Origin of the sequence: Bradyrhizobium sp. PRIMUS42, from assembly GCF_023006515.1 — a bacterium.
Classification (GTDB): Bacteria; Pseudomonadota; Alphaproteobacteria; order Rhizobiales; family Xanthobacteraceae; genus Bradyrhizobium.
The window spans coordinates 1-3,528 of sequence record NZ_JALBGZ010000655.1; the positions used below are offsets into that span (position 1 = coordinate 1).

The window sequence follows — 3,528 nt, forward strand, 5'->3', positions numbered from 1 at the left end:
GCCAGCGTGCCGGATGTGCTGCGCTACGGCGCGGTGGCGGCCGGCCTCGTCGCCTTCCTGCTGGCCCGTCGCTCGATCTTTGCGGGCGTGGTCACCGGCGAAGTCTTCATGCTGGCCGGCAAGTGGTGGTTGGGCTAAAACCGCCGGCGAACAGCTAAGGAACAGGAAATATGGTTCGCGAACAGGAGCTCCGCGAGGGCGAGGTCGCCATCGAGCTGCCGCCGACGCAAGATGCCGGCCTCGTCTTCATCGGCCGTATCCGCACGCCCTGGGCGTCGCGGCTGGAGACGCCGCGGCAGGGACGTCAGGATGGTCCGGTGTGCCGCCTCGAGATCTTCGAGCCGTTCGTACCGGCGATCAAAGGCGTCGATTTCTACAGCAATCTCGAAGTGCTCTACTGGCTTGACCAGTCGCGCCGCGACATCATCCTGCAAAGCCCGAAGAACAACGAGAAAACCCGCGGCACCTTTTCGCTGCGCTCGCCGGTCCGGCCCAATCCGATCGGTACCTCGATCGTGAAGCTGGTCGGGATCGAGGGCAATGCGATCCTGGTGCGCGGGCTCGACTGCCTCGACAATACGCCGCTGATCGACATCAAGCCGGATCGTTGCGAGTTCACGCCTCTGGCCGCGCCGCAGAAGGGCGATTTCGAGACGGAGTGAGGGCGCTCTCGCCGCCGTCATTGCGAGCGAAGCGAACCAATCCAGACTGTTTCCTCAGGGACAGTCTGGATTGCTTCGTCGCATCGGCGCAAAATTGCTTCGCAATTTTGTCGCGGGCTCCTCGCAGTGACGGAGTGTGCGGCGCTAGCCTGCCTTCAGCGCCGCGATCAGCTTCGCCGCGTGCTCTTCCAGCACCTTGGCGTCTTCCTTGCGGCTGGCGGGCGGCAACATCGCCACGCCGTCGTGGCGCGGCATCACGTGCATGTGCAGGTGAAACACCACCTGTCCGCCGGCGGGCTCGTTGAATTGCTGCACGGTGATGCCGTCGGCGTTGAACGCCTTCATCGCGGCGGCTGCGATCTTGTGCGCGCCACGGGCGACATGGGCGTAGTCGTCGGGCTTGATGTCGAGGATGTTGCGGGCAGGGGCCTTCGGGATCACCAATGTATGGCCAGGCACGCGCGGCATGATGTCGAGGAACGCGAAGACGTGCTCGTCCTCGTACACCTTGGAGCAAGGCAGCTCGCCGCGCAGGATCTTTGCGAAGATGTTGTTGGTGTCGTAGGCGGTCATACGGCGGCTCCTCGAATTTTGCGCTTACTGTCACCAGCCACGGCAAACCGTCAAGGCGCCTCGTCGACGCCTTTGCGGAACGGGCCGAGCTCGGCAAGCTCCCGTCCGGCTTCCGCGACATAGGCGCGCTCGCGTTTGAGATAATCGTCGATGGCGCGGCGCAGACCGGGATCGGCGATGAAGTGGGCGGAATGGGTGGTGCGCGGCAGGTAGCCGCGCGCGATCTTGTGCTCACCTTGCGCGCCGGCCTCGACATGCTTCAGGCCGCGGTTGATCGCGAAATCGATCGCCTGATAGTAGCAGACCTCGAAATGCAGGAAGGGATGATGCTCGACCGCGCCCCAGTTGCGACCGAACAGCGTGTCCGAGCCGATGAAGTTGATCGCGCCTGCGATCCAGCGATCGTTGCGGCGGGCCATCACCAGCAGCACGTCCTGGCTCATGGTCTCGCCGATCAGCGAGAAGAACTCGCGCGTCAGATAAGGGCGGCCCCATTTGCGCGAGCCGGTCTCCATGTAGAACATGAAGAAAGCATCCCAGGCGTCCTCAGTGATATCCTTGCCCGTGAGCCAGTGGATGGTGATCCCGGCGGCGAGCGCATCGCGCCGCTCGCGCTTGATCGATTTGCGGTGGCGCGAGTTCAGCGTCGCCAGGAAATCGTCGAAGCTCGCAAAGCCCTCATTGTGCCAGTGGAACTGCTGATCGGTGCGCTGAAGGAAGCCGTGCTCGCCGAGCAGCTTCCACTCGGCCTCCTGCGCGAACGTGACATGGACGGAGGAGGCCTTGCTGACGCCGCACAGCGCCACCAGCCCACTCGCCAGCGCCTCCATGATGCGTTCGCGATCGACGCCGTCGCGGACCAGCAGCCGCGGCCCGGTTGCCGGGGTGAAGGGAACCGAGACCTGGAGCTTCGGATAGTAGCGCCCGCCGGCGCGCTCATAGGCGTCCGCCCAGCCGCGGTCGAAGACGTACTCGCCTTGGGAATGCGATTTCAGATAGCAGGGCACGACGCCGGCGACGCGGCCATCGAGCTTGGCCACGAGGTGCCGCGAGCCCCAGCCGGTGCGGATGGTCGCCGAACCCGATGTCTCGACGGCGGAGAGAAATGCGTGCGAGACGAATGGGTTATAGGCAGGTTCTAAGAGGCCGAGGGAATCGCCTGGAAGTCCGGATGAGGTTCCCGGCCCATGTCCGTTGCAGGCCGTTTCGTGAGTGGCCTTGCCGGGGTTGGCGCAGGCGTCCCAATCCTCCGGTGACACGTTGCCAATCGAAGGTACGGCCTCGAGCGTGATTTCAGGTGATGCCATCCCGCCCAAGATCGTGCATTGCAGCAGCGACTTCAAGGGGGCGGGACGTGGCTCGATCGTGCCCCGGACGCAGCGCAGCGCTCCTTCAGCGGTGCGCTGCAGAGCCGGGGCCCATGTGGCAGCACGCTTGCGGAGAGATGGGTCCAGGCTCTGCGCAGCAACGCTGTAGCGTTGCAGCGCGTCCGGGACACGAGCGAGGATTACGGCGCAAACCCTTCAAAAATCATCTGGTCCGCATGCTGCCCGACCTGCGTCCGCTGCTCGGGTGTGCGGACGGTCCAGCCGAGCAGGGCGCAGCCGAACAGGTTGCGGGCGATCCAGGGGGCGGGGGCCGGGAGGTCGTCGACCCGAAAAGCGACGAAGTGGGGCTGGGTCTGAAAGCCGTGGCGCAGGTACAGCATGCTGTCGCGCTGCTCCTGGCTCAGCTTGGCCCAGTAGTCGTCCTCATAGGTCCGCTGCGCGACGATGCCGCGCGGACGGGAGGGCAACAGCTCGCGCAGCGCCAGCACCTGGTCGGGATCGAAGGACATGCCGACGGCTGGCCCGTCGTAGGATTCCAGCACCTCCGCCATCCGCTTCACCAGCTTGCGGTCGCCGCCGAAATGGCTCTTCACCTCGATCACCAGCGGGACGCGGCCGGCGACGAGCGCGCAGAGGTCGCTGAGCGACATCATCTGCTCAGGCGTGTCCTTGAACTTGATCGCCTTCAACTCCGCCGCGGTCCTTTCGACCACCTCGCCGGTCGCCTCGGTGAGGCGGCCAAGCGCGTGGTCGTGATGCACCATGGCCTCGCCATCGGCGGAGAGCTGGATATCGACCTCGATCGAGAAATTGCCCGCGATCGCAGCTTGCACTGCGCCCGGCATGTTTTCGACAATGCCGCGCGAAATGTCGTGCAGGCCGCGATGGGCGACCGGCCGGGCTGTCAGCCAATCCGGAGCGCGCATGCGCGTCAGGCGACCTCGAACACGCCGTCGACCTCGACC

General features: G+C 65.2%; 4 protein-coding genes and 1 pseudogene. 2 read left to right on the forward strand and 3 right to left on the reverse strand.

Annotation, left to right across the window (positions count from 1 at the left end):
* Positions 1-138: pseudogene (locus MOV75_RS31260) on the forward strand (AzlD domain-containing protein); the annotation flags it as partial.
* A 32-nt stretch (positions 139-170) separates the two neighbouring features.
* Complete coding sequence (gene tsaA / locus MOV75_RS31265; RefSeq protein ID WP_246919863.1) at positions 171-662, forward strand: tRNA (N6-threonylcarbamoyladenosine(37)-N6)-methyltransferase TrmO; 492 nt, start codon at positions 171-173, stop codon at positions 660-662.
* Between the two features lie 144 nt (positions 663-806).
* On the opposite strand, the gene MOV75_RS31270 is transcribed toward tsaA, so the two are convergent.
* The 3 genes from MOV75_RS31270 to MOV75_RS31280 all read right to left on the reverse strand — a co-directional run bounded on the left by MOV75_RS31270 (position 807) and on the right by MOV75_RS31280 (position 3,489).
* A complete protein-coding gene (locus tag MOV75_RS31270; RefSeq protein WP_246919864.1) occupies positions 807-1,235 on the reverse strand; it encodes an HIT family protein in 429 nt (142 codons plus the stop codon).
* 50 nt (positions 1,236-1,285) lie between these two features.
* Complete coding sequence (locus MOV75_RS31275) at positions 1,286-2,542, reverse strand: GNAT family N-acetyltransferase (protein WP_247007242.1); 1,257 nt, start codon at positions 2,540-2,542, stop codon at positions 1,286-1,288.
* 200 nt (positions 2,543-2,742) lie between these two features.
* A complete protein-coding gene (locus tag MOV75_RS31280; protein ID WP_247007243.1) occupies positions 2,743-3,489 on the reverse strand; it encodes a glycerophosphodiester phosphodiesterase in 747 nt (248 codons plus the stop codon).
* Between the last annotated feature and the right edge of the window lie 39 nt (positions 3,490-3,528).

Bases quoted from the DNA above. Each gene is read 5' to 3' on its own strand.
- tsaA (WP_246919863.1), top strand. From the start codon at position 171: ATGGTTCGCGAACAGGAGCTCCGCGAGGGCGAGGTCGCCATCGAGCTG.
- MOV75_RS31270 (WP_246919864.1), bottom strand. From the start codon at position 1,235: ATGACCGCCTACGACACCAACAACATCTTCGCAAAGATCCTGCGCGGC.
- MOV75_RS31275 (WP_247007242.1), bottom strand. From the start codon at position 2,542: ATGGCATCACCTGAAATCACGCTCGAGGCCGTACCTTCGATTGGCAAC.
- MOV75_RS31280 (WP_247007243.1), bottom strand. From the start codon at position 3,489: ATGCGCGCTCCGGATTGGCTGACAGCCCGGCCGGTCGCCCATCGCGGC.